Origin of the sequence: Lentzea sp. NPDC092896 (assembly GCF_044754905.1) — a bacterium.
GTDB lineage: Bacteria > Actinomycetota > Actinomycetes > Mycobacteriales > Pseudonocardiaceae > Lentzea.
In genome coordinates this window covers 388,643-411,051 of sequence record NZ_JBIVPX010000004.1, presented here as the reverse complement: position 1 = coordinate 411,051, position 22,409 = coordinate 388,643, and the positions used below count along the sequence as shown (strand labels likewise).

26 protein-coding genes are annotated in these 22,409 nt (G+C 69.5%); 11 read left to right on the top strand and 15 right to left on the bottom strand.

Annotation, left to right across the window (positions count from 1 at the left end):
- Positions 1 to 141 precede the first annotated feature (141 nt).
- Positions 142 to 843, top strand: coding sequence for a Clp protease N-terminal domain-containing protein (locus ACIQF0_RS22885; RefSeq protein WP_330273353.1), 702 nt, complete (start codon positions 142 to 144; stop codon positions 841 to 843).
- Here the strand turns inward: ACIQF0_RS22885 and priA are convergent.
- The 6 genes from priA to ACIQF0_RS22855 form a co-directional block, all read right to left on the bottom strand.
- Positions 809 to 1,540, bottom strand: a complete 732-nt coding sequence (priA, locus tag ACIQF0_RS22880) for a bifunctional 1-(5-phosphoribosyl)-5-((5-phosphoribosylamino)methylideneamino)imidazole-4-carboxamide isomerase/phosphoribosylanthranilate isomerase PriA (RefSeq protein ID WP_401032324.1) — start codon at positions 1,538 to 1,540, stop codon at positions 809 to 811. The genes ACIQF0_RS22885 and priA overlap by 35 nt on opposite strands.
- Entirely contained in the window at positions 1,537 to 3,081 is a 1,545-nt protein-coding gene (locus tag ACIQF0_RS22875; protein WP_401032321.1) for a hypothetical protein, read from the bottom strand. The genes priA and ACIQF0_RS22875 overlap by 4 nt, the downstream gene beginning before the upstream one ends.
- Complete coding sequence (gene hisH, locus ACIQF0_RS22870; protein ID WP_401032318.1) at positions 3,078 to 3,713, bottom strand: imidazole glycerol phosphate synthase subunit HisH; 636 nt, start codon at positions 3,711 to 3,713, stop codon at positions 3,078 to 3,080. The genes ACIQF0_RS22875 and hisH overlap by 4 nt, the downstream gene beginning before the upstream one ends.
- Positions 3,714 to 3,723: 10 nt before the next feature.
- Positions 3,724 to 4,536, bottom strand: a complete 813-nt coding sequence (locus ACIQF0_RS22865; RefSeq protein ID WP_401032315.1) for a hypothetical protein — start codon at positions 4,534 to 4,536, stop codon at positions 3,724 to 3,726.
- Between the two features lie 196 nt (positions 4,537 to 4,732).
- The gene (locus ACIQF0_RS22860; protein ID WP_360041579.1) at positions 4,733 to 5,626 is read right to left on the bottom strand and encodes a transketolase C-terminal domain-containing protein; all 894 of its coding nucleotides are present in this window, start codon (positions 5,624 to 5,626) and stop codon (positions 4,733 to 4,735) included.
- Complete coding sequence (locus tag ACIQF0_RS22855; RefSeq protein ID WP_401032312.1) at positions 5,626 to 6,288, bottom strand: thiamine pyrophosphate-dependent enzyme; 663 nt, start codon at positions 6,286 to 6,288, stop codon at positions 5,626 to 5,628. The genes ACIQF0_RS22860 and ACIQF0_RS22855 overlap by 1 nt, the downstream gene beginning before the upstream one ends.
- A gap of 73 nt (positions 6,289 to 6,361) precedes the next feature.
- Here ACIQF0_RS22855 and soxR point away from each other — a divergent pair, with 73 nt between their 5' ends.
- Genes soxR through ACIQF0_RS22840 form a run of 3 tightly spaced genes read left to right on the top strand, consistent with a single transcriptional unit; the run spans position 6,362 to position 7,979 of the window.
- Complete coding sequence (gene soxR / locus ACIQF0_RS22850; RefSeq protein WP_245822099.1) at positions 6,362 to 6,808, top strand: redox-sensitive transcriptional activator SoxR; 447 nt, start codon at positions 6,362 to 6,364, stop codon at positions 6,806 to 6,808.
- A 44-nt stretch (positions 6,809 to 6,852) separates the two neighbouring features.
- Positions 6,853 to 7,377, top strand: a complete 525-nt coding sequence (locus ACIQF0_RS22845) for an RNA 2'-phosphotransferase (protein WP_401032309.1) — start codon at positions 6,853 to 6,855, stop codon at positions 7,375 to 7,377.
- Positions 7,374 to 7,979 (top strand): class I SAM-dependent methyltransferase, encoded by a 606-nt coding sequence (locus ACIQF0_RS22840; RefSeq protein WP_401032307.1) that lies wholly within the window; start codon positions 7,374 to 7,376, stop codon positions 7,977 to 7,979. Before ACIQF0_RS22845 ends, ACIQF0_RS22840 begins: the two co-directional genes overlap by 4 nt.
- Here ACIQF0_RS22840 and ACIQF0_RS22835 read toward each other — a convergent pair.
- Genes ACIQF0_RS22835 through hisD form a run of 4 tightly spaced genes read right to left on the bottom strand, consistent with a single transcriptional unit; the run spans position 7,976 to position 11,164 of the window.
- A complete protein-coding gene (locus ACIQF0_RS22835) occupies positions 7,976 to 8,131 on the bottom strand; it encodes a hypothetical protein (RefSeq protein ID WP_401032304.1) in 156 nt (51 codons plus the stop codon). The genes ACIQF0_RS22840 and ACIQF0_RS22835 overlap by 4 nt on opposite strands.
- Entirely contained in the window at positions 8,131 to 8,730 is a 600-nt protein-coding gene (hisB, locus tag ACIQF0_RS22830) for an imidazoleglycerol-phosphate dehydratase HisB (RefSeq protein ID WP_360041594.1), read from the bottom strand. Before hisB ends, ACIQF0_RS22835 begins: the two co-directional genes overlap by 1 nt.
- A complete protein-coding gene (locus ACIQF0_RS22825) occupies positions 8,727 to 9,833 on the bottom strand; it encodes a histidinol-phosphate transaminase (protein ID WP_360041597.1) in 1,107 nt (368 codons plus the stop codon). Before ACIQF0_RS22825 ends, hisB begins: the two co-directional genes overlap by 4 nt.
- The gene (hisD, locus tag ACIQF0_RS22820; RefSeq protein WP_401032300.1) at positions 9,830 to 11,164 is read right to left on the bottom strand and encodes a histidinol dehydrogenase; all 1,335 of its coding nucleotides are present in this window, start codon (positions 11,162 to 11,164) and stop codon (positions 9,830 to 9,832) included. Before hisD ends, ACIQF0_RS22825 begins: the two co-directional genes overlap by 4 nt.
- A 133-nt stretch (positions 11,165 to 11,297) precedes the next feature.
- On the opposite strand from hisD, the gene ACIQF0_RS22815 reads away from it, so the two are divergent.
- Positions 11,298 to 12,593, top strand: coding sequence for a M14 family metallopeptidase (locus ACIQF0_RS22815; protein WP_401032297.1), 1,296 nt, complete (start codon positions 11,298 to 11,300; stop codon positions 12,591 to 12,593).
- Here the strand turns inward: ACIQF0_RS22815 and ACIQF0_RS22810 are convergent.
- A complete protein-coding gene (locus ACIQF0_RS22810; RefSeq protein ID WP_401032295.1) occupies positions 12,577 to 13,698 on the bottom strand; it encodes an aminotransferase class V-fold PLP-dependent enzyme in 1,122 nt (373 codons plus the stop codon). The genes ACIQF0_RS22815 and ACIQF0_RS22810 overlap by 17 nt on opposite strands.
- A gap of 78 nt (positions 13,699 to 13,776) precedes the next feature.
- Here ACIQF0_RS22810 and ACIQF0_RS22805 point away from each other — a divergent pair, with 78 nt between their 5' ends.
- Positions 13,777 to 14,214 (top strand): hypothetical protein, encoded by a 438-nt coding sequence (locus tag ACIQF0_RS22805; RefSeq protein WP_401032293.1) that lies wholly within the window; start codon positions 13,777 to 13,779, stop codon positions 14,212 to 14,214.
- Positions 14,215 to 14,224: 10 nt separating this feature from the next.
- The gene (locus ACIQF0_RS22800) at positions 14,225 to 14,716 is read left to right on the top strand and encodes a hypothetical protein (protein ID WP_401032290.1); all 492 of its coding nucleotides are present in this window, start codon (positions 14,225 to 14,227) and stop codon (positions 14,714 to 14,716) included.
- Here the strand turns inward: ACIQF0_RS22800 and ACIQF0_RS22795 are convergent.
- Positions 14,709 to 16,208 (bottom strand): ABC transporter substrate-binding protein, encoded by a 1,500-nt coding sequence (locus ACIQF0_RS22795; protein ID WP_401032287.1) that lies wholly within the window; start codon positions 16,206 to 16,208, stop codon positions 14,709 to 14,711. The two genes, ACIQF0_RS22800 and ACIQF0_RS22795, sit on opposite strands and share 8 nt — an antisense overlap.
- Before the next feature lie 24 nt (positions 16,209 to 16,232).
- Here ACIQF0_RS22795 and ACIQF0_RS22790 point away from each other — a divergent pair, with 24 nt between their 5' ends.
- On the top strand, positions 16,233 to 17,012 hold the full coding sequence (locus tag ACIQF0_RS22790) for a carbon-nitrogen hydrolase family protein (protein ID WP_401032284.1): 780 nt from the start codon (positions 16,233 to 16,235) through the stop codon (positions 17,010 to 17,012).
- A 23-nt stretch (positions 17,013 to 17,035) separates the two neighbouring features.
- A complete protein-coding gene (locus ACIQF0_RS22785; RefSeq protein ID WP_401032281.1) occupies positions 17,036 to 17,464 on the top strand; it encodes a hypothetical protein in 429 nt (142 codons plus the stop codon).
- On the opposite strand, the gene nadC is transcribed toward ACIQF0_RS22785, so the two are convergent.
- The 3 genes from nadC to nadA are packed head-to-tail and all read right to left on the bottom strand — an operon-like array spanning position 17,435 to position 20,900.
- On the bottom strand, positions 17,435 to 18,271 hold the full coding sequence (nadC, locus tag ACIQF0_RS22780) for a carboxylating nicotinate-nucleotide diphosphorylase (RefSeq protein WP_401032278.1): 837 nt from the start codon (positions 18,269 to 18,271) through the stop codon (positions 17,435 to 17,437). The two genes, ACIQF0_RS22785 and nadC, sit on opposite strands and share 30 nt — an antisense overlap.
- Positions 18,268 to 19,881 (bottom strand): L-aspartate oxidase, encoded by a 1,614-nt coding sequence (locus ACIQF0_RS22775; protein WP_401032276.1) that lies wholly within the window; start codon positions 19,879 to 19,881, stop codon positions 18,268 to 18,270. Before ACIQF0_RS22775 ends, nadC begins: the two co-directional genes overlap by 4 nt.
- Positions 19,881 to 20,900 (bottom strand): quinolinate synthase NadA, encoded by a 1,020-nt coding sequence (nadA, locus tag ACIQF0_RS22770; RefSeq protein ID WP_319977292.1) that lies wholly within the window; start codon positions 20,898 to 20,900, stop codon positions 19,881 to 19,883. Before nadA ends, ACIQF0_RS22775 begins: the two co-directional genes overlap by 1 nt.
- 73 nt (positions 20,901 to 20,973) lie before the next feature.
- Here nadA and ACIQF0_RS22765 point away from each other — a divergent pair, with 73 nt between their 5' ends.
- Both ACIQF0_RS22765 and ACIQF0_RS22760 read left to right on the top strand, forming a co-directional pair.
- The gene (locus ACIQF0_RS22765) at positions 20,974 to 21,669 is read left to right on the top strand and encodes an NUDIX domain-containing protein (RefSeq protein WP_401032272.1); all 696 of its coding nucleotides are present in this window, start codon (positions 20,974 to 20,976) and stop codon (positions 21,667 to 21,669) included.
- A 10-nt stretch (positions 21,670 to 21,679) separates the two neighbouring features.
- Entirely contained in the window at positions 21,680 to 22,360 is a 681-nt protein-coding gene (locus tag ACIQF0_RS22760; RefSeq protein WP_401032269.1) for an LON peptidase substrate-binding domain-containing protein, read from the top strand.
- The last annotated feature ends 49 nt before the right edge of the window (positions 22,361 to 22,409 follow it).

The following is a 22,409-nucleotide window of genomic DNA, read 5'->3' as shown; positions in this document are numbered from 1 at the left end:
TGCACATTGACCGGGCGCGTCAACATTGATTCCCTTGCGTCCATGTTGACTCAACATGGATCAGGCGCGTCAACGTTGAGACGACACTGACGCGTCAACCCGAGGTTGACCCGGCACTCAGCGTCAACCTAGAGTTGACGCGTGATCCAGTTGACCGACCTCATCGTCACCGTCGCCCGCGAGGCCGACGACGCGCTGGTGCGCCTGGCGAAGGCAGTCGAGCTGAGCGGTCAGCTCAACGAACTCGGCGACCACCTGATCGGCCACTTCGTGGACGAGGCGCGGCGCGGCGGGGCGAGCTGGGCCGAGATCGGCGAGAGCCTCGGCGTGACGAAGCAGGCCGCGCAGAAGCGGTTCGTGCCCAGGGAGTCGCCGGAGCTGTCCAAGCCCTCGACGGAGCGCTACACGCAGCGGTCGCGCCGGGTGATCGCGCTGGCCAGGCACCACGCGCGGTTCAGCGAGCGGATCGGCACCGAGCACCTGCTGCTCGGGTTGCTCGACGAGTCGGCGGGGCTCGCGGCCAAGACGATCGCGAAGCTGGAGTCGGGCGACGGCAGCACGCGCATCGCGACCCTCAACCGGCTCGACACCGAGGCCAAGCAGCGGCCGGAGAAGCAGCCGTACACGACGCACTGCAAGAAAGCCCTGGAACTGGCCGTGCGCGAGGCGCTGCGGATGGGCCACATGTTCATCGGGACCGAGCACATCCTGCTCGGCGTTCTGCTCGAAGCGGACGGGACCGCGGCCGACGTGCTGCACAACACGGGTGTGACGCACGCGGCCGCGGCCGCTCACATTGAGACCGTGGTCAACGGACCGCAGCGAGTGCTTCCGGGAGCGTGAAGTTGCCGGCGTACAGGGCCTTGCCGATGATCGAGCCCTCCACGCCGTCGCGCGACAGCTTGGCGAGCGCGACCAGGTCGTCCACAGTGGACACCCCGCCGGACGCGATCACCGGTGCGTCGGTGCGGGCGCAGACCTCGCGCAGCAGCTCCACGTTCGGGCCCGTCAGCGTGCCGTCCTTCGACACGTCGGTGACCACGTAACGCGTGCAGCCGTCGCGGTCGAGCCGGTCGAGGACCTCCCAGAGGTCGCCGCCGTCCGACGTCCAGCCGCGGCCCTTGACCCGGTGGCCCTGCTCGGTGATGCGGACGTCGAGGCCCACGGCGATCTTCTCGCCGTACGCGGCCAAAGCCTTCGCACACCACTCCGGGTCTTCCAGGGCGGCCGTGCCGAGGTTCACGCGGGCGCAGCCGGTGGCCAGCGCGGCCTCCAGCGACGCGTCGTCGCGGATGCCGCCGGACAGCTCGACCTTCACGTCGAGCTCGCCGACGACACGGGCGATGAGCTCGCGGTTGGAGCCACGGCCGAACGCCGCGTCGAGGTCGACGAGATGGATCCACTCCGCTCCGTCGCGCTGCCACTGCAAGGCCGCGTCGAGCGGCTCGCCGTAGTTCGTCTCGGTACCGGCTTCGCCCTGCACGAGCCGGACGGCACGACCGTCGGCCACGTCAACAGCGGGGAGGAGTGTGAACGTCACCCGAGCAGCCTAGCGTCCCCGAGCACGAGCGCGGCCACGCGCTCCTGGGCCTCCGTGGCGCGCGGGAACTTCGACGGGACCGGTGTGCCGGGGCCCGTCGCGGCAGGTCCGACGCCCGTCCAAGGCCCGAAGACCATGATTCCGACGAACGCGGGGTGCTGCCGTGCCAGCGCCATGTACAGGTACTGGGTGCTTTCGAGGTCCGCGTCCGTCCGGTCCGCGCACCACGACTGCGGCGCGGCTTCCGGCAGCAGGAACAGCTCCTTGCCGGGAGCGCGTTCCTCCAGCTCGGTCATGCGCGCTTCCAACGCCTCGTAGCCGACGCAGTACTCGTCGAAGCCGACCCAGTCGACGGCGGCGGGCACGCGGAAGGCGTCGTCGACCCGGACGCCCGCCTCGATCAGCATGACCTTCTTGTCCGGGAAGGTGTCTTTGATCTGTTGGGCGGAGAACTCGACGTCCGCGAAGCTCGCGCCGTGGTGGAACGGCTCGTCCTGCAGCACGAACCCGGCCACGCGGTCGAGGTAGGGCCGCACCTTCGAAGCGAGGACCTGCCAGCGCTCGGCGGCGTTCGGGTGCAGCGGGCAGCCGGCCGCGTCGCAGTCGAAGAACTCGTTGCCCGTGTGGACGACACAGCCGGCGGGAGCGCAGTCCTGCAACACCTCGGGACGGTAGGCGTCGACGTCGCTGATCTGCACCCAGTTGAGGTTGCTGCGGCCACGCACCTCCGGCAGGTGGTTGCCACCCGCGAGGTTCAGCCGTGCACCGAAGTAGCCGTAGTAGCGCAACTGGGGCCCAGGCAGCTTGCGCAGGTCGTCGGAGTTGAGCTGTTCGATCTGCAGGTCGTCGACGAGGCTGACGGTCTTGTCGTTGTCGGAGTAGCGCCCGAGGTAGACCCACAACCGCTCGGTCGGCACCGCCGTGCCCAGCGTGATCGTCTCGTGCTTGCCGTTGACCGTGAGGTCGAGCTTCGCCCCGGCGAGCTTCAGCGTCACGTCGAACGAGCCGTCGTCCCCGGCCACGGCGAACGCCGGCAGCGTCACGACGGGCTTGCCCGGCTGGAAGATCTGCACGCCTCCGTTGGCGCGCACCAGGAAACCGAGGTCGATGTCCTGATTGGACACATAACCCCAGCTGTTCGCCGAACGTCCCAACGCGATCGACGACCAGTCGCCGGACGTGCGGTCGCCCGCGACCGGCGTCAGCGTCGCCGAGATCGTGGACCCGGTGGACGGCGCGTCGAGCCGCACGGCCGTCGTGCCGAGGTGCAGGGACAGCTTGCCGCGGTGGTTCGGATGGCCGACCTGCGCGAACCACGGGCGCGGCACGTCACCGGTGTTCCACCTGCCGGACACCCGGCTGTACGTGACGGCGCCGGTGCCCTGGCGCTGCTTGAGGTTGTCGTTCAGGCCGTAGGTCGGGTCGGCGTCCACGGCGTTGTCGAAGTCGTCGTGGAACGGTGCCGGTGCGGCGTGCGCGCCCCCAGGCACGGCAACGCAGGCAGCCACGATCGCGGCTACCGTCAGCAGTCGTGTGATCACGAAAAGCTAGTCAACCAGTTCTGCAGCAGGTGTGCCCCGGCATCGCCGGACTTCTCCGGGTGGAACTGGGTCGCCCACAGCGGCCCGTTCTCGACCGCCGCGACGAACTCGTCGCCCGAGTGGTCCGCCCACGTCACCAGCGGCGGCTTGAGGTGCTCGGCCGGCTCCAGTTCCCACCGGCGCACGCCGTAGGAGTGCACGAAGTAGAACCGCGTGTCCTTGTCGAGGCCCGCGAAGAGCTTCGAACCCTCAGGCGTGCGCACGGTGTTCCAGCCCATGTGCGGCACGATCGGCGCTTCGAGCCGCTCGACGGTGCCGGGCCACTCGCCGCAGCCCTCGGTCAGCACGCCGTGCTCGATGCCGCGCTCGAACAGGATCTGCATGCCCACGCAGATGCCGAGCACCGGACGGCCGCCGGCGAGGCGCTCGCCGATGATCCGGGCGCCGCGCACCGAGTTGAGGCCCTCCATGCACGCCGCGTACGCACCGACGCCGGGTACGACGAGGAGGTCCGCCTCACGCGCGGCCTTCTGGTCCGACGTCACCTCGACATGGGCGCCGACCCGCTGAAGCGCGCGCTCGGCGGAGCGCAGGTTGCCGGATCCATAGTCAAGTACGACGACGCGTGCCACGCCGCCCAGGTTAGTCGGTCGGGACCGCACCCTGCGTGACCGGGATGACCGGCAACACGGTGTTGATCGGTTTCGTGCGCACGAGACGACGCCTGAGCATGACCAGCAGCCCGGACATCAACACGAGAAGCAGACCGCCGACGACGTAGTACACGAACGCCGGGATGTTGAGCAGCACCGTCACCAACGCCGTCAGCACGATCAACGGGAAGATCAGCGCGAGCGGCCACATCTGCGCGCGCGGCGGTTCGAGCGTCTGCAGCACGACGTCCGCCCGGCCCTGCTCGGTGAGCTCGGCGACCTGCGCGACCTCCTGCAGCCCCGCCGCGCGGAAGAAGTCGGGGATCGCCGCGCGGCCGTTCTCGAAGTCGCGGATGCGTTCGAGCGTGGCCTTGCGACTGGCCGCCGGGTACAGCGCGGTGAGCTTGTCGATGGCGTCGAGCTGCCACTTCTCCTTCTCGCGCAGGTTGACCATGCCCGCGGTCATGCGGTCGAAGAACAGTCCGACGGGCCCTGACTGCTTCGCCTGCGCCGACAACCGCAGCACCGCCTCGCGCGAGCCCCACATCGAGGCGCGGCCGAGCGTCGTGGTGAACATGTAGAGCAACGCGGCGTCGTCGTTCCAGACGGCCAGCGCGGCGCCGCCCCCGAGCTTGCGCACCCTGTTCGTCATGTACGCGGCCTCGTTGAGCCTGGTGGCCGGAGGAGGCAGCAGCACCGTGCCGGACGGGACCGGGACGAGTGCCGCGGGGCCCACGTTGCCGCTGTGCATGGCCTTCTGCAGTTCGGCGGCGTTCAACGGGGTCCAGATCAGCATTCTCACGGTCAACATCATTCCTGGTCCGCCTCGCGCGTCCAGGCAGACATGCCAAGGTTTTCGCGTTTCGAGACGGGCAGGGGTGCGAACGGCGGAAGGGTGCGCCGGGCATCCGGCCCGATCGCACCCTTCCGGCTGACCATCACACCGAGCGCGAAGGCGCGCCGGTCCAGTCATCCCCCATGACTGCCAACATGTTTCTTCACCCCCTGAAGAAACTCCGCACAGCGCTCCCCAGCCCGACCACGTCGAGATCATGCGCGGCGTCATGATCCTCGGCCGTGCCGTAGTTGCGGAGCTCTGCGTGTCGTTTGACACCTATAGAACGAACGCGATGCGGGATTTGTTGCAGTGTCTCGGACACAAGATGAGACGAGGTTCCCTCCAGGTACGGCTCCACCACCATCACGTCGGCGTGATCGGTGTCCTGCACCGCCTTGCGCAGTCCGTCCGAGTCGAACGGCCGGACCGTGGCCGCGTACAACACCGTGACGTCGGCGTTCTCGCACTCGACGGCCTTGAGCACGCGGTCGAGCATCGGCCCGACGGCGACCACCACACCGCGCTTTCCGTGGCGCAGCGTCGTGAATCCCTCCCCCACCGGATACGCCTGAGTGTTCTCGTGCAGCGAAAGCCTCACGTAGACGCGGTTGTCGTCCTTCAGCGCCTGATGCAGCAGCGGCGTCACCTCCTCCGGGTGTCCAGGTACGTGAACGGTCCAGCCGGGCAACGTGTCGAACAACGCGACGTCGCCCGGTGACTGGTGCGTGCGGCCCCACGCCGGGTCGTCATAGGACGCGCCGATGCTCACGAACACCGCGCCCACGTCCTGATGTCCGATGTCGAGCTTGATCTGCTCGTACGGCCGTTCGACGAGGAACGGCGCGTAGCTGTGCACGACCGGACGCAGCCCCGCCAGTGCCAGCCCGCTCGCCACGCCCACCATGGTCTGCTCGCGGATCCCGACGTCCACGACGCGTTCGTTCTCCTGCGGGAACTCGTTGCTGGAGATCACCGCGGTCACCACGGCGATGCGCGGGTCGGTGGCGATCTCGTCGTTGACCGCCTTCACGAAGGCCTGGCGCATGGTGGTCATCAGTAGCTCTTCTCGATCTTGGCGACCACCGCGTACGGGCGGTCGTGCGGCGCGGTCAGTGCGGTGAAGACGGCCTCGTGGTCGCGGCCGTCGATCTCGGCGGTCTGCCAGCCCTCGACGGCGAACCGCTGGGCGATGCCGCCGGGCCAGCCGTACATGGCGGACTGGTTGTCGATCACGATCGTGGTGAGGTTCGCGACCCCGAGCCGCGACGCCACCGCGATCGCCTCGTGGTTGCTGCCCTCGTCCAGCTCACCGTCGCCGACCAGCACGAACGTACGGCCGCGACTCCCCGCGACGCGCTGCCCGATCGCCGTCCCCACCGCGATGGGCAGCCCGTGGCCGAGCGAGCCGCTGCTGATCTCCACGCCGTTCACGAGCACCCGGTCGGGATGCTGGCCGAGCGGGCTGTCCCACGACGTCCAGTCGTCCAAAATGGACTCTTCGATGAAACCCTTCTCCGCCAGCACGGCGTAGTAGGCCATCGGGCCGTGTCCTTTGGAGAGCAGGAACCGGTCGCGGTCGGGATCGGCGACGGTGGCGGGCGTGACGTTGAGGACCTTGTCGTAGAGGACCCAGAGCACGTCGACCGTGGAGGCCGCCGCCCACTCGTGCTTCTCGTCCCCGGTCATCCTCGCGAAGAGCTCTGGTAGCCGCTGCATGCCACCAACTGTTCAACCTCGACCATGCTGGAGGTCAAGCGGTTACCATGATCCGGTGAGCAAGTTGCCGGAAATGCTGACCATCGGCCAGGTCGCGGAGCGCAGCGGCGTCCCCCACACCGCCCTGCGCTTCTACGAGGACAGGGGTCTGATCACCTCGGTCCGCACCGCGGGCAACCAGCGACGCTACCTGCGCTCCGTGCTGCGCCGGCTGGCGTTCATCCGCACCGCGCAACGCGTCGGCCTCACCCTGGAGGACGTCCGCGACGCCCTCGCCCAGCTGCCCGACAACCGCACGCCGACGAAGTCCGACTGGGAACGCCTGTCCCGCTCGTGGAAGACGGAGCTCGACGCGCGCATCGACGCCCTCTACCGGCTGCGCGACCGCCTCACCGGCTGCATCGGGTGCGGCTGCCTGTCGTTGCGCAGCTGCGCGTTGCAGAACATCGACGACGAGCAGGCCTCACACGGGCCGGGGGCTCCGCAGCTCAAGCCCGCCCTCGAAGGCGGCACCGTCTAGAAACCGCAAAACCGGTGGACGCGCTGTGGTTTCCTGAGGGGCAAATGAACGACGAACGAATGATCCGCCTCTCGAAGCGGATGTCCAAGGCGCTCCGGCACCAGCCCGAGCGCGTCGGCCTCACCCTCGACCCGTCGGGCTGGGTGCCGGTGGCCGACCTCCTGACCGCGCTCGGCGTCTCCGAGGCCGACCTGCGCGAGGTCGTGGACCGCAACGACAAGAAGCGCTTCAGCATCGACGGCGACCGCATCCGCGCGAACCAGGGTCACAGCGTCGAGGTCGACCTCGGCCTGCCGGCCGCGATACCGCCGGACCAGCTGTTCCACGGCACCGTCGCGCAGTACCTCGACGACATCATGCGCGACGGCCTGCGGCCCATGTCACGCCACGACGTGCACCTCTCGCCCGATCACGAGACCGCGCGGCGCGTGGGAGCCAGGCGTGGGCGGCCGTTGATCCTGACCGTCGACGCCAAGGCGATGCACGCGGACGGGCACGAGTTCCGGCTCAGCGCCAACGGGGTGTGGCTCGCGCAGCACGTTCCGGCCGACTACCTGGCGACGACGTGAAACGGACCGTCGAGGACGGCTACGACGCCATCGCGCAGCGGTACCTCGACTGGTCCGCACAGATCGCCGACGACCCCCGGCTGCGCTATCTCGCCGCGTTCGACGAGCGGTTGCCCAACAAGGCCAAAGTTCTCGAACTCGGCTGCGGCGCGGGAGTTCCGTGCGGTCAGAAGCTCGCCGAACGGCATGACGTCCTCGGCGTCGACCTGTCCCAGCGGCAGATCGACCTGGCCCGCGCGAACGTGCCCGAAGCACGGTTCGAGAAGGGCGACATGACCGCGCTCGACTTCCCGGACGGAGAGTTCGACGGCGTCGCGGCGTTCTACTCGATCCTGCACGTGCCACGCGCCGAACAGCCCGCGCTCATCGCGAAGATCGCGCGCTGGCTCAAGCCCGGCGGCCTGTTCCTGGCCTCGCTCGGCAGCGGCACGCCGGACGTCACCGAGACCTGGCTCGGCGTCGAGATGTTCTTCGGCAGCAACACGCCCGACGTGAACCGGGACCTGCTCTCGCAGCACCTGGAGATCGTCGTCGACGACCTGGTGACCATGCACGAACCGGACCCGGCGACGTTCCACTGGGTGCTCGCCCGCAAGGACTAGAGCAGCCAGAGAACGGCGCCGCCCACCGCCACCACGGTCAGCACCAGCAGGATGATCGCCATGAGCTTGGCGGTCTTCCACGTGGTGTAGACGCCACCGGCCAGGAAGCCCGCGAGGGCCAGCAGGCCGATGACGACGACTTCCTTCGGCATCAGAGGACGCCCTTGGTCGACGGGACGCCGCCGACGCGCGGGTCGGGCTCGGTGGCGGTGCGCAGGGCGCGAGCGATGGCCTTGTACTCGGCTTCCGCGATGTGGTGCGGGTCGCGGCCGTACTCCACGCGCACGTGCAGTGCGATCTGGGCGTGGAAGGCGAGCGACTCGAAGACGTGCCGGTTGAGCACGAACGGGTAGTTGCCGCCGATCACGAAGCTGTTGAACTGCTCCGGCTCGCCGCGGTGCACGGTGTACGGGCGGCCCGAGACGTCTACCGCGGCGTGCGCGAGGGTCTCGTCCATCGGGATCCAGCAGTCGCCGAAGCGGCGGATGCCCTTCTTGTCCCCCAACGCTTCCCGCAGCGCCTGGCCCAGGACGATCGCGATGTCCTCGACCGAGTGGTGGGCGTCGATGTGCGTGTCGCCGGTGGCGCGGACGATCAGGTCGAAGCTGCCGTGCACGCCGAACGCGGTGAGCATGTGGTCGTAGAACGGCACTCCCGTGCTGATCTCGACCTGGCCGGTGCCGTCCAGGTCGATCTCGACGTAGACGGATGACTCCCTGGTGGTGCGTTCCACCTTGCCGACACGACTCACCGGCTGACCTCCTTGCTGGCCGCGAGGAAAGCGTCGTTCTCCTCGGGCGTTCCGATGGTCACCCGCAGGTGACCCGCGATTCCGACGTCCCTGATGAGCACGCCGTGGTCCAAATAGGACTTCCAGACCTCACGCGCGTTCTCGAACCAGCCGAACAACACGAAGTTCGCGTCCGAGGGCACGACCTGGAAACCCATGTCCGCCAACGCCGCCGACACCCGGTCGCGTTCCGCGGACAGGCGAGCCACCGAGCCGAGCGTCTCCGGGCCGTGCCGCAGCGAGGCGCGCGCGGCGGCCTGCGTCAGCGCGGACAGGTGGTACGGCAGGCGCACCAGTTGCAGCGCGTCGACCACGGCCGGAGCCGCCGCCAGGTAGCCGAGACGGCCGCCGGCGAACGCGAAGGCCTTCGACATCGTGCGCGAGACGATCAGGCGCGAACCGAACTCGTCCAGCAGCTTGATCGCGCTCTCCTGCGGGGAGAACTCCGCGTACGCCTCGTCCACCACGATCATGCCGGTGGTGGAGGCGATCAGCAGGCGCAGGTCGGGAAGCGGGATCGACTGGCCGGTCGGGTTGTTCGGCGACGTCACGAAGACGACGTCCGGCCGCGTCTCGGCGATCACCGCGGCGGCCTTCTCCACGTCCAGCGAGAAGTCGGAACGGCGCGGGGCCGGCGACCACTCGGTGCGCGTGCCGGCCGCGATGATCGGGTGCATCGAGTACGACGGCTCGAAACCCAGCGCCACCCGGCCCGGGCCCCCGAACGCCTGCAGGATCTGCTGGAGGATCTCGTTCGACCCGTTGGCGGCCCAGACGTTCTCGGACGTCAGCGTCACCGACGTCGCCTCGGTCAGGTACGCCGCCAGGTCCTCGCGCAACGCGACCGCGTCACGGTCCGGGTACCGGTGCAGCTCACCGGCGATCTCGGCGACCGCCGCGACGACGTCGGCCGCGAGAGCGTCGGTCGGCGCGTACGGGTTCTCGTTGGTGTTCAAGCGATACGGGACGTCGAGCTGCGGCGCGCCGTAGGGCGTGCGGCCGCGCAGGTCCTCGCGCAGAGGCAGATCGGAAAGCTCCACCCGCGCGCCCACCACTGGCTTCATGCTGTGTCGTCGCCCTTCTGGGGAAACCTCGCCGTGACAGCCTGCCCGTGCGCCGGCAGGTCCTCGGCGTTGGCGAGCGCGACGACCTTGTCCGCGACCTCGCGCAGTGCTTCCTCGGAGTAGTCGATCACGTGGATGCCGCGCAGGAACGTCTGCACGGACAGCCCGGACGAGTGCCGCGCGCAGCCACCGGTCGGCAGCACGTGGTTCGAGCCGGCGCAGTAGTCGCCCAGCGAGACCGGCGAGTGCGCGCCGACGAAGATCGCGCCCGCGGAGCGGATCCGCGCGGCCACCTCACGGGCGTCGCGCGTCTGGATCTCCAGGTGCTCGGCGGCGTACGCGTCGACGACCCGGACGCCTTCGTCCACAGAGGACACCAGCACGGTCGCGGACTGCTTGCCGCCCAGCGCCGTCCGGATCCGCTCGACGTGCTTGGTGGCACCGACCTGGCGCTCCAGCTCGACGTCCACGGCGTCCGCCAGCTCGACCGAGTCGGTCACCAGCACGGACGCCGCGAGCGGGTCGTGCTCGGCCTGGCTGATCAGGTCGGCTGCCACGTGCACCGGGTCGGCGGACGAGTCGGCCAGGATCGCGATCTCGGTCGGGCCGGCCTCGGAGTCGATGCCGATGAGGCCGCGCAGCAACCGCTTGGCCGCCGTCACGTAGATGTTGCCGGGACCGGTGATGATGTCGACCGGGGCCAGTTCGGCACCGTCGGTGTCCACGCCGCCGTACGCCATGAGCGCCATGGCCTGCGCGCCACCCGCGGCCCAGACCTCGTCGACGCCGAGCAACGCGGCGGCGGCGAGGATCGTCGGGTGCGGAAGGCCACCGAACTCGGCCTGCGGCGGCGAGCACACGACCAGCGACTCGACACCGGCGATCTGCGCCGGCACGACGTTCATCACGACCGTCGACGGGTACACGGCGAGCCCACCGGGCGAGTAGAGGCCGACGCGCGCGACCGGCACCCACTTCTCCGTCACGGTGCCGCCGGGCACGACCTGCGTGGTCGTCCCGGTGCGGCGCTGGTCGGCGTGCACGCGCCTGGTGCGCGCGATCACCTCTTCCAGCGCCTCGCGCACGGCCGGGTCGAGCGAGGACAAAGCGGACGCGATGGCCGAAGCGGGCACACGGACGGAATCAGGACGAACACCGTCGAACTTCTCGGTGTACTCGAGAACCGCGTCGACGCCGCGTTCGGCGACCGCGGCCACCATCGGACGTACATGATGCAGAACCGCGTCCACGTCCACCTCGGCGCGCGGCACGACGGCGCGCAGCTGAGCAGGGGTCGTGGTGCGACCTCGCAGGTCGATGCGGCTGAGCATGCCTGACAGCCTAGTTCCTGCAGAAATCTGTCAACGGTCAGCCCGCTATCGGCGCTACCTCAGCCTGTGACACCACGGCCACGCTCGGTCGAGCACCACTCCGTCGCAAACCCCTGCTGATGATGGAGGAAAGATGTTCAGCAAGAGCCGCGGCAAGATCGCCGCAGTGCTCGCCATCTGTTTGCCCGTGCTCGTCGCGGGCATGGCGGCACCCAGCAACGCCGACTCCGGCCGTTACCTGCTGGAAGTCACCGCGAACACGTCCGCCGAACGCACCCAGGTCGCCCAGATCGGCGTCGACGTGCTCGGCGCGACGAAGCTCACCACGATCTCGGTCGTCGCGGACAAGGCGCAGTACCGGGCCCTGCAGGCCACCGGTCTGCCGCTCAAGTACGTCGGCGACTTCGAGCAGCAGCTCAAGAGTCTCGGCAAAGTCGACTTCAAGGACCCGCAGCCGGGGCAGATCGGCACGCAGGACTTCCCGTCCGGCTACACGGGTTACCACAACTTCGCGGAGATGACGGCGGAGCTGCAGCAGACCGTCCGCGACCACCCGGCGCTGGCGAGCCTGCGCAGCATCGGCAAGAGCTACCAGAACCGGGACATCTGGGCGCTCAAGCTCAGCGACAACGTCGCGACCGACGAGAGCGAACCCGAGGTCATCTTCACCTGCAACCAGCACGCCCGTGAGCACCTGACGGTCGAGCAGTGCCTGCAGATCATCAAGCGCTACACCGACAACTACGCCACGCCGGCGATCAAGAGCCTGGTGGACAGCCGCGAGATCTGGTTCATCCCGATGGTCAACCCGGACGGTGTCGAGTACGACATCGAGACGGGCTCGTTCCGCGGCTGGCGCAAGAACCGCCAGGGCAACGGCACCGACCTCAACCGCAACTGGGGCTTCAAGTGGGGCTGCTGCGGCGGGTCCAGCGGCTCCAGCACGTCGGACACCTACCGCGGCACGGCGGCGTTCTCGGCGCCGGAGACCAACGTGATCAAGAACTTCGTGAACTCGCGCGTCGTCGGTGGCGTCCAGCAGATCAAGACGAACATCGACTTCCACTCGTTCTCGGAGCTCGTGCTGTGGCCGTTCGGCTACACCACCGCGAACACCGCGCCCGGCCTGGACGCGACCGAGGAACGCGCGTTCCGCACGCTCGGCCAGCAGATGGCCGCCACCAACGGCTACACGCCGGAGCAGGCGAGCGACCTGTACATCACCGACGGCAGCATCGACGACTGGATGTGGGGCCAGCACAAGATCTGGTCGTACACCTTCGAGATGTTCCCGAGCAGCGGCGGCCTCAACGGCTTCTACCCGCGTGACACGGCCATCGCGACGCAGACCAGTCGCAACGACCGCGCCGTCGACCTGTTCGTCGGCTACTCGGACTGCGTGAAGCGCGTCATCAACGTGAGCTGCTGATCCGGTCCAGCGCCTGATCGATCTCCTCAGGAGTGACGAAGTAGTGCGGGGAGGCCCGCACTACTTCGTCCAGGCCCCGCCGGGTCATGTCGATCAGCGTCGACCCGCTCTGCGACACCGTGACGGCGACGTCGCGCCGCCAGAGCCGGTCCTTGAGCTCCATCGCCGGCACCCGGTCGCTCGTGAACGTGACGATGCCGGACTGCCGTTCGCCGAGGTCCTGAACGGTGATGCCGGGGATGCTCGCGAGCCCCGTGCGCAAACGCTTGGCGCGGTCCCCCACCTCGGCCTCGATCACGTCCAGCCCCCTGGCCAGCGCGTACTTCGCGGCGGCGATCATGCCCAGCCGGTCCGCGACGCTGTACTCCCACAGCTCGAACACCCGCGCGTCGTCGCGCGGCTGGTAGCGGTCGGGCGCGACCCACTCCGCCGCGCTGTGGTCCATCAGGCGCGGCTTCAGCCTGCGCCGCACCTCGTTCCGCACCACCAGCGCGCCCGTTCCGCGTGGTCCGCGCAGCCACTTGCGCCCGGTGCAGACGAGCATGTCGTAGTCGTGGTGGCGCAGGTCTATCTGGCCGGTCGACTGGCAGGCGTCGAGCAGCACCAGCGCGCCGACCTCGCGGGCCTTCGCGGTGACCTCGTTGACCGGGTTGACCAGGCCGCCGTTCGTGGGCACGTGCACGAGCGAGATCAGCTTGACCCGCTCGTCCAGTTCCAGCGCGTCGACGTCGAGCTGCCCGTGCCGGTCGGACGGCAGCACCTCGATGGTCGCGCCGGTCTCCTCGGCGCGGCGCAGCATCGGCACCGCGTTGCCGCCGTACTCGACCTCGGTGACCAGGATCCGGTCGCCCTTGCCCAGCGGCACGGCGTCGAAAGCCGTGAGCCACGACCGGGTCGCGCTGTCGGTGAAGGCGACCTCCGAGGGCTCGCAGCCGAAGAACTCGGCCAGCACGCCGTAGCCCGCCTCGATGTCGGCACGGCGTTCCGCGGCGGCCCGGTAGCCGCCGATCTCGGTCTCCCTGCGCAGGTGCCCGATCACCTCGTCCACCACCTCGGCGGGCGGGATCGAGGAACCGGCGCTGTCCAGGAAGATCAGGTCGCTCACCCGCCCCACTGTGCCACCATCGAACTCATGGGGGATCAAACTTTTGGTTACAGCGCACAGGTAAGACCGTTTCTCTGGGTGTTCATCGTGGTGACACCGCTGGAGATCCTGCTCGTGGAACTGATCGTGCCGTGGTTCTGGCTGCGGGCCGTGCTGCTCGCGTTCGGGGTGATCAGCGCACTGCTGCTCGGATGGCAGCTGTGGATGCTCCACAAGTTCAAGCACTCGGTGGACGAGCGGTACCTCTGGCTGCGATACGCGCGTGAGTTCGAATACAGGATTCCCTTGGCCGCCATCGAAAGCGTGACGCAGGGCACGACGAGCCGGACGCTGCACAGGACGCGGTCCGTTGTGGACGGCACGCTGGTGCTGGAGATCTCCAACTCCACCAACGTTTCGCTGCGGTTGAACGAGCCGCAGGAGATCGACCTGGGCCGGCGCGGCGCGCACGACGTGACGAAGATCGAGTTCTGGACCGACGACCCCGACGGCGTGGTTCGCGCGCTGCGAAAATAGGCTCACCCGCATGGTGGAGATCCCCTACGGCAAGCGCATGCGGCCGAGGTACCTGCGGTTCCTGATCATCACGGCGGTCGGGATCGCGCTGGTCGCGTTCGCCCTGGACATCCCGTGGCTGCTCATCACGCTGATCGTCCTGGGCGTGCTGAACGCGGTCGTGTGCGTGGGCGCTCTCTACGTGCTGGCCAAGCAGCCGCACACGATCTCCGAGGACGAGCTGCGGCTGCGTCAGCTGGGGTTCTTCGACTGGCGCCTGCCGACCGCGGACCTCGGCGCGGCCCAGGTCGCCGAGCGCACCCACAAGGGGCAGCGCAGCGTCGAGGTGATCGGCGACGCGCTCGTCATCCAGTCGCTGACCAGGACGAACGTGTCCGTGCCGTTCCACGAGCCGCAGCTCGTGAACCTCGGCAAGACGGGCGTGCGGCCGGTCGAACGCGTCGAGTTCTGGGCGGACGACCCGGACCGCGCCGTCCGCGAGATCAACGCCCGTACTACTTAGGCTCCCACTTCTCCAGGTTCCACCACGGGCCCCAGGCCAGCGCGCCGTAGGAGTTCGGGTCGACCACGGGCTGGTAGCCGTTCCACGAGTCGCGCATCACGTACGCGTGCTCGGGGAAGACCAGCACCGCCATGGACGGCGTGGCGATGAAGGCCTGCTGGAAGAGCTTGTACGCCACCGCCCGCTGCGCCGGGTCGATGAGCTTGCGGCCGTTCTCGAGCGCGGCGTCGGCGGCCGGGCTGCCCTGGCCGCGCAGGTCGTAGAGCATCAGGTCGGGGTCGAACGGCGAGCCCTCGCCGTAGAGCAGCGCGTCCTGGGCCATCCGCGGCCGGATCGCCTCCCAGGAGAGACCTGCGAGCTGCACGTCGACGCCCACGGCCTTGGCGTCGGCCGCGAACGCCGTGGCCAGGTCGGCGCGCAGGTCGTCGCCCAGCGGGTACATCAGCGTGAAACGGGCCGCGACACCCTCGCGGACGCGGATGCCGTCCGTGCCGGGCACCCAGCCGCCCACGTCGAGCAGCCGCGTCGCCTCGGCCTTGTCGAAGCGGAACTTCGCGGTCGGGTCGAACTCCTCGGCCAGCGCGTCCGGCACCGGCGTGTACGCGATGGTGCCCTTGCCCTCGAGCAGGCTGTCGATCATGCCCTGGCGGTTCGCGGCGAAGTTCAGCGCGAGCCGGACGGAGGCGTTGCCGGTGACGGGGTTGGCCATGGGCAGCCGCACGGCGCGGTAGTCGGCGCTGCGGTGGTAGTTCACCTGCAGGCCGGACTTGGCGGCGAACTGCGTGGCGATCTTGGGCGGCAGCACCGTGCCGTCGAACTCGCCGTCCTGCATGCGGCGGGCGCGCTGGTTGTCGTCGGTGACGAAGACGACCGTGACCTTCTTGACCTTCGGCGCGCCGTCGAAGTAGCCGTCGTTGGACTCCAGCAGCAGCCGGTCGCCCTTCTTCCACTCGGTGACCTTGTACGGGCCGGTGCCGATCGGCTGCCCGTCCGGCTTCGCCTGCTCGCTGGGCAGGATGCCGAGCACGAGCAGGTGCGGGAACGCCGCCTGCGTCTGCGTCAGGGTGAACCGGACCGTCGACGGGTCGACCTGCTCGACGCCCTTGAGGGTGCTGAACCGCTCCTTGACCGGGTTCTGCAGCGCGGCGGTGTAGGTGGCGACCACGTCCTCGGCGCCGAACGTGCTGCCGTCGGTGAACTTCACGTCGCCGCGCAGCTTGACCGTCCAGCTCAGCCCGTCCGCCGCCGGCTCGGGCAGATCCGCCGCGAGCTGCGGGGTCAGCGACCCGTCCTGGCGGTGCTCCACGAGCCCGTCGTAGATCTTCGACACGCCCTGCACGCCGTAGCCGAGCAGCGGGTTCAGCGTGGTCGGCTCGTCGCGGTCGGCGAGCACGATCGAGGTGCCGTTCTGCCCACCGTCCGGGCGGGGTGCAGGGGTCTCGGTGCAGCCCGCGACGGCCAGCAACACGACTAGGAGCAGTGGGGAACGCACGAGTCGGACCCTACAGTGATCCCCATGCGCGTCGCCGTGAGTCAGATCAGCTCGACCACCGATCCCCGCTCCAACCTGGAGCTCGTCCGCGACGCGGTGCGTAGGGCCGAGGGCGCACGGGTCGTCGTGCTGCCCGAGGCGACGATGTGCCGCTTCGGCGTGCCTCTCGGGCCCGTCGCGGAGCCGTTGGACGGGCCCTGGGCGTCCGCGGTGCACGAGATCGCCGTGCAGCACGACGTCGTGGTGGTGGCCGGAATGTTCACGCCTTCCGGTGACCGGGTGACGAACACGCTTCTGGTGACCGGGCCCGACATCCACATCGGCTACGACAAGATCCACCTGTTCGACGCGTTCGGGTTCCAGGAGTCGCGCACGGTCGCGCACGGATCCGAGGTGGTGACGTTCGAGATCGACGGCGTCACGCTGGGCGTGGCGACCTGTTACGACATCCGCTTTCCCGAGCTCTTCCGCGCTCTGGCCGACAAGGGTGCCTCCGCCGTGCTCGTCAGCGCGTCCTGGGGCGCTGGGGCGGGCAAGAAGGAGCAGTGGGAGCTGCTGGTGCGGGCGCGTGCGCTGGACTGCACGTTCTTCGTCGTGGCCTGTGGGCAGGCGTATCCCGGGGATCTCGGGGTTGTGGCGCCCACGGGGATCGGGTACTCGACCGTCGCCGACCCGTTCGGGAAGGTCGTCGTGCAGTTGTCGGAGCAGCCGTCCGACACGATCGTCGACCTGGACCTCGACTCCGTGGCACGGGCTCGCGAGGTCCTGCCCGTGCTGGCGAACCGGCGCTTGACCTCCAGTTAGGTCGAGACAACAGGATCGAGGGCATGACACTTCCCTCGCTGCCCTCGTTCGTCCGCAACCGCAACGAGCTCGACGGCTTCAAGCTCTACCGCACCGGTGGCATGGCGTCCGACAGCAGGTCTGTGGGGTGCGTTGTGCTGGTCACGATCGACACGGACGACGAGGCGACCGCACGGGCGTGGGTCGACTCGGTGTTCGTCGCACTCGCCAGCGACCCGAACCCGCATCCCGGCGGCATCTCCGCCGCCTTCCACATCCGGGAGGACGGCAGACAGGTCATCAACTACGCGGAGTGGGTCAGCGCGCAAGACCACCTCGACGCGCTGTCGGACGGCAACGGCGTCGGCTCGAAGACCGCCGACTGGCGCCGGGTGCAGAACTTCCCCGGCGCCCGCGGTGTCGGTGTCGAGCGGTACCAGCCGCTAGCGCAGGTCCAGGCCGAGGTCGAGTGACGGGCTGGAGTGCGTGAGGCCGCCGACCGCGAGGTAGTCCACGCCGGTCTCGGCGTACTGGCGGGCCACGTCCAGCGTGAGCCCGCCGGACGCCTCCAGCTTCACGCCGTCCGGACGGACCTTCACGGCCTGAGCGCACTGCTCGGGCGTGAAGTTGTCCAGCAGCACCAGCTCCGCGCCTTCGGCCAGCGCCTCGTCGAGCTGCGCCAGGCTGTCGACCTCGACCTCCATCAGCAACTCCGGCGCGTGCGCACGCGCCGCCCGGATCGCGGCACCGACCGAACCAGCCGCGGCGACGTGGTTGTCCTTGATCAGGATCGCGTCGCCGAGACCCATGCGGTGGTTCACACCGCCGCCGGCGCGCACCGCGTACTTCTGCAGCAAACGCAGTCCCGGCAACGTCTTGCGGGAGTCGCGGACCGCGGCACCGGTGCCCTCGATCGCGGTCACCCAGCGGGCGGTCTGCGTGGCGATGCCCGACAGGTGGCAGATCAGGTTCAACGCCGTGCGCTCGACCGTGAGCAGGCCGCGCGTCGGGCCGGTGAGCACCAGGGCGGGTTCGCCGGGAACCGCCTTGTCGCCGTCGGCGGCCTCGGACAGCACCTCGATCTCCGGCAGGTAGCGCTGGAAAGCGGTGCGTGCCACGGAAACTCCGCACAGCACACCCGCCGCGCGAGGCATGATCTCGGCGGTCGCGACCGCCTTCTCCGGCACGGTCGCCAGCGTCGTGGCGTCGAGTCCGTAACGGAGGTCCTCCTCCAACGCGAGCTGGATGACCCGGTTCGCGTCGTCCCAATCGATGGTCATGCGACACCCTCTGCGAGAACAGGATCGGCCAGCACGGGCTGGCCGGTCGGGGTGAGCCGGACGAGCTGACTGCGTTGCCAAGCCGGTGAACGCTCGGTGAAGTCCGTGCGCACGTGGCAGCCACGCGACTCGGTGCGTTGCTGGGCCGCCGCGATCAGGGCGCGGGCGGCCATGGTCAGCGCCGCGTCCTCGACCAGTTCGCGCGACTCCAGCTGCTTGTCCACGGTGGACACGTCGAGCACCGAGCCGACGACGGCCAGACCTTCGGCGTCACGGCCGATCGCGGCGTAGCGGGACATCACGCGCTGGAGCAGGTCGCGGTCCGCCACTGGAGCGGTCGGCAACGAGACCTCCACGGCACGCGCGGGCGCGATCAGGCCGACAGCGAGGTCGGCGGCGACGGCCTCTGCGGCACGGGTGCCGCAGACCAGGCCTTCGAGCAGGCTGTTGGAGGCCAGGCGGTTCGCGCCGTGCAGGCCGGTGCGGGCGACCTCACCGACCGCGTACAACCCGGCGACCCCGGTGCGACCGTCGACGGTGGACACCACGCCGCCGCAGGCGAAGTGTGCCGCCGGGGCGACGGGAATCGGGTCCACGGCCGGGTCGATGCCCACCGAGACGCAGGCCGAGAAGACGGTCGGGAACCGGGTCGCCATGTCGTGCAACGCCGTCGCGTCCAGGAAGACGTGGTCGTCGACACCACCGGGCTCCAGCGCCATGTGCCGGGTGATCGCGGCCGCCACGACGTCGCGCGGGGCGAGGTCCTCGAGCGGGTGCACGCCCTTCATCACGCGGGCGCCGGTCGCGTCGATCAGCACGGCACCCTCGCCGCGGACGGCCTCCGTGACGAGCGGGCAGCGGCCACGTGCGCCACGGCCCGTGTAGAGGACGGTCGGGTGGAACTGGATGAACTCGACGTCCGCTGCCACCGCGCCGGCGCGCAGAGCCAGTGCCAGACCGTCACCCGTCGCCACCGAGGGGTTCGAGGTCGCCTGGTACATCTGGCCGAGGCCGCCGGTCGCCAGCAGCACGGCGGGCGCGGTCAGCACGCCGGGCACGCCGTTGCCGTCCAGCACCAGCAGGCCCGCGACGGCGCCGAGCGGCGTCTTCACGGCGTCGACCGCGACGTGGTTCTCCAGCAGGGGAACCCGTCCGTCCACAGTGGCCTTGAGCAGCGCTCGCTCGACCTCTGCGCCGGTCGCGTCGCCACCGGAGTGCACGACGCGGAACGCGCTGTGGCCGCCTTCGCGGGTGCGTTCGAGCAGGCCGTCCGGCTTCGCGTCGAACACGGCACCGCGCTCGCGCAGCCGGGCGACGGCCGCGGGACCGTCGGAGATGATCGCCGCGACGGCCACGTCGTCGCAGAGGCCCGCGCCCGCCGTCAGCGTGTCCTCGATGTGCTTCCCGACCGAGTCGCCGGGGTCGTGCTGGTCCTCCATGACGACGGCGACGCCGCCCTGGGCCCAGCGGGTGTTGCCGTCGTCGCCCGCGGCCTTCGTGACGACCAGGACCCGAAGTCCCAGCTCACGAGCCCGCAGCGCGGCGGTGAGACCCGCCACGCCCGTGCCGACCACGATCAGGTCGGCTCGCGCCTCCCAGCGCGCGGCCATCACTCACCGCCGCCGGGCTTGCCGATCTCGATCATGCGCTGCACGGCGCCCTGGGCGCGCTTGGCGGTCTCCAGGTCCACGTGCACCTCGTCCAGGCCGTCACGCACGCAGCGCAGCAGAGCGGCCGGCGTGATCATCTTCATGTAGGTGCAGGACGCGCGGTCGTTCACGGCGCGGAAGTCGATCTCCGGGGCGGCCTTGCGCAGCTGGTGCAGCATGCCGATCTCGGTCGCGACGAGCACCTTGGTGGCCTTCGTGCTGCGCGCCGCGGTGATCATGTCGCCGGTCGAGAGGATCTTGACCTTCTCCGCCGGGACGATGCCCTCGCCGCTCAGGTACAGCGCGCTCGTCGCGCAGCCGCACTCCGGGTGGATGAAGAGGTCCGCCTCCGGGTTCGCGGCGGCGCGCTCGGCCAGTTCGGGGCCGTTGATGCCGGCGTGGACGTGGCACTCGCCCGCCCAGATGTGCATGTTCTCGCGGCCGGTCTCGCGCTTGACGTGCGCGCCCAGGAACTGGTCCGGGCAGAACAGCACCTCGCGGTCGGCCGGGATCGAGCGCACCACGTCGACGGCGTTCGAGGACGTGCAGCAGATGTCCGTCTCGGCCTTCACCTCGGCGGTGGTGTTCACGTACGACACGACGACCGCGCCGGGGTGCTCGGCCTTCCACTCGCGCAGCTGCGCGCCGGTGATCGAGTCGGCGAGCGAGCAGCCCGCGCGCTCGTCCGGGATCAGCACGGTCTTCTGCGGCGCGAGGATCTTGGCGGTCTCGGCCATGAAGTGCACGCCGCAGAAGATGATGGTCTGCGCGTCCGACTGCGCGGCGATCCGGCTGAGCGCCAGGGAGTCGCCGGTGTGGTGCGCGATGTCCTGGATCTCGGGCAGCTGGTAGTTGTGCGCCAGGATGACGGCGTCGCGCTCCTTCGCGAGGCGCAGCACCTCGTCTCGCCACGCGGCGTTCGGCTCGACTCCGCCGTACACACCCGACGCGGTTCGCTCCACGGTTGCGGTAGCGACCATCACTGCCTCCTCGATCCGGGGTTTTCGCCTACTGGTCGAAAACGTGGCCGATAGTATCAGCCGGGTGGCAGGTGTGGGGCACGAAGTTCTGGCCGCTGTGTTGCGGGTGAGAGGTGCGTCACTCCAGGTCATGCTGTGGGAGCGCGCTCGGGAACCGCACGCTCACCGCTGGTCGCTGCCCGGCGGGGAGCTGCGGGTGGACGAGGACGTCGAGTCCTCCATTCGGCGTCAGCTGGCGGAAAAAGTCGACGTGCGACAGTTGTCACACGTCGAGCAGCTCGCCGTTTTCAGCGCCCCGGACCGCGTTCCCGGTCCCCGTGTCGTGGCGACGGCGTTCCTCGGACTGGTCCCTTCGGACGTCGATCCGGAGCGGCCGGCGGACACCGAGTGGCACTGCGTGGAGAAGCTTCCGCTGATGGCGTTCGACCACGCCTCGATCGTGCATCGAGCACGGCACAGGCTGGGCTCGAAGCTGTCGTACACGAACATCGGCTTCGCCCTCGCGCCACCGGAGTTCACGATCTCCCTGCTGCGCGACCACTACTCGGCGGCACTGGGCTACCGCGTGTCCGCCACGAACCTGCAACGCGTGCTCTCGCGCCGGTTGTTGCTGGAACCCACGGGTGGTACCGCTCCCCCCGGCCCGTCCGGCGGCCGGCCGGCGGCGCTGTTCCGGTTCAGCGCCAAGGGAATCTTGGTCACCGATCCGTTCGCCGTGCTCAGACCCCCGGGATCTGGCCGTCCGGCGGGCGGCGGGGGCACCACGTAACGTTGGGCGCGTGGCAGAGACGCTTCCGCTGTTCCCCCTGGGCACCGTGCTGTTGCCAGGGGCGTCTTTGCCGTTGCACATCTTCGAACCGCGCTACCGCCAGCTCGTCGTCGACCTGATGACCGGCTCGCTGTTCGGCCGCACGTTCGGCGTCGTGTGCATCAAGGAGGGCTGGGAGGTGGGCGCGGACAACGTCCACTCCCTGAAGGACATCGGCTGCTCGGCCGACCTCCTGGACGCCCGCCCGCTGCCGGAGGGCCGCTTCGACATCGTGACGCGCGGCGTGCGCCGCTTCCGGCTGCTGGACGTCGACACGACGACCGCGCCGTACCTGCTGGCCCACGTCGACTACCTGGACGACGCCCCGGTGCCCGAGGCCGCCCTGGAGGTGGTGCCGATCCTGGAACGCGGCGCCCGCGCGGCCCACGAACGCTACTGCGGCGCCGCCTGGCACCGCGAGGACTGGTCACCGCCCGCCGAGGACATCGACCTGGGCTCGTTGTCGTACCTGCTGGCCGCCGACTGCCTGCTGCCCGTCGAGGACCGGCAGCGGTTGCTGGAGGAGAGGTCGCCGGCTCGGCGGTTGCGGCTGGTTCGGCGGATGCTGCATCGGGAGACCGGGATTTTGAGCGCGTTGAAGGCGGTGCCGGTGCCGTTGACGGAGTTCGGGCACGTGCCGAGCCCGAACTAGGCCGGGCCAGGCCCTACCGGGCCGCGCCCGGAGCTTCTCGGAGTACGGC

Coding starts and splice junctions, on each gene's coding strand:
- ACIQF0_RS22860 (WP_360041579.1), bottom strand. CDS start 5,626: ATGACCACCATGCGCCAGGCCTTCGTGAAGGCGGTCAACGACGAGATC.
- ACIQF0_RS22855 (WP_401032312.1), bottom strand. CDS start 6,288: ATGCAGCGGCTACCAGAGCTCTTCGCGAGGATGACCGGGGACGAGAAG.
- soxR (WP_245822099.1), top strand. CDS start 6,362: ATGCTGACCATCGGCCAGGTCGCGGAGCGCAGCGGCGTCCCCCACACC.
- ACIQF0_RS22845 (WP_401032309.1), top strand. CDS start 6,853: ATGAACGACGAACGAATGATCCGCCTCTCGAAGCGGATGTCCAAGGCG.
- ACIQF0_RS22835 (WP_401032304.1), bottom strand. CDS start 8,131: ATGCCGAAGGAAGTCGTCGTCATCGGCCTGCTGGCCCTCGCGGGCTTC.
- ACIQF0_RS22825 (WP_360041597.1), bottom strand. CDS start 9,833: ATGAAGCCAGTGGTGGGCGCGCGGGTGGAGCTTTCCGATCTGCCTCTG.
- hisD (WP_401032300.1), bottom strand. CDS start 11,164: ATGCTCAGCCGCATCGACCTGCGAGGTCGCACCACGACCCCTGCTCAG.
- ACIQF0_RS22815 (WP_401032297.1), top strand. CDS start 11,298: ATGTTCAGCAAGAGCCGCGGCAAGATCGCCGCAGTGCTCGCCATCTGT.
- ACIQF0_RS22800 (WP_401032290.1), top strand. CDS start 14,225: ATGGTGGAGATCCCCTACGGCAAGCGCATGCGGCCGAGGTACCTGCGG.
- ACIQF0_RS22790 (WP_401032284.1), top strand. CDS start 16,233: ATGCGCGTCGCCGTGAGTCAGATCAGCTCGACCACCGATCCCCGCTCC.
- ACIQF0_RS22785 (WP_401032281.1), top strand. CDS start 17,036: ATGACACTTCCCTCGCTGCCCTCGTTCGTCCGCAACCGCAACGAGCTC.
- nadC (WP_401032278.1), bottom strand. CDS start 18,271: ATGACCATCGATTGGGACGACGCGAACCGGGTCATCCAGCTCGCGTTG.
- ACIQF0_RS22775 (WP_401032276.1), bottom strand. CDS start 19,881: ATGGCCGCGCGCTGGGAGGCGCGAGCCGACCTGATCGTGGTCGGCACG.
- nadA (WP_319977292.1), bottom strand. CDS start 20,900: ATGGTCGCTACCGCAACCGTGGAGCGAACCGCGTCGGGTGTGTACGGC.